The sequence below is a fragment of the Winogradskya consettensis genome (assembly GCF_018332715.1).
GTDB lineage: Bacteria > Actinomycetota > Actinomycetes > Mycobacteriales > Micromonosporaceae > Actinoplanes > Actinoplanes consettensis.
The window spans coordinates 1-710 of record NZ_BOQP01000111.1; the positions used below are offsets into that span (position 1 = coordinate 1).

1 protein-coding gene is annotated in these 710 nt (G+C 69.3%); it reads right to left on the reverse strand.

Going from position 1 to position 710, the window contains the following annotated elements:
* Positions 1-190: 190 nt before the first annotated feature.
* Positions 191-710: D-alanine--D-alanine ligase family protein (locus Aco04nite_RS48525; RefSeq protein ID WP_438875015.1), on the reverse strand; the 520-nt coding region annotated here is incomplete at its 5' end.

Consider the following 710-nt stretch of genomic DNA (forward strand, 5'->3'; position numbering starts at 1 on the left):
ACCGAGGCTGGCGCGTGGGAGAGACATTCGCGACCAGGGACGGTAGTTGGCCGGCGTACCCGGGCCGCGGGGTGAGAGGTGGCCGGTACGCCCGGGCGGTGGGGTGGCGTACCCGGGCGGTGTGAGGTGGGGTGGCCGGGCGGTGTGAGGTGGGGTGACCGGCGTACTCGGGCGGTTGAGGTGGGGGTGGTTAGTGAGGGGTTCGGGTTGTGGCTTGGGTGACCAGGGTGGTGAGGATTTTGCCCAGGTCCAGGCCTGCGGTTTGGACGGCGAGGGGTAGCAGGGAAGTTTCCGTCATGCCTGGGGAGACGTTGACGCCTAGGACGTGGGGGGTGCCGTGGGGGTCGACGATGAGGTCGACTCGGGAGAGGTCTCGGAGGCCCAGGGCTTTGTAGGCGGCCAGGGCTAGGGAGGCGACGGCGTCGGCTACGGGTGGGGTGAGTCTGGCGGGGGTGTGCCAGGTGGTGAGGCCGGCGGTGTAGCGGGCGGCGTAGTCGTAGATGCCGTTGCGGGGGACGATCTCTACGGCGGGGAGGGGGAATGGGCCCTCGCCGAGGTCGAGTACTGAGACTGCCACCGAGGTTCCGGTTACGTATTTCTCGACCAGGGCTGTGGAGTCGTACGCGAAGCAGCCGACCATTGCCGCCGGGAGTGCCGATGATTCTCGGGCGACCGAGGCGCCCAGGCCTGAGCCGCCCTCGGCGGGTTTG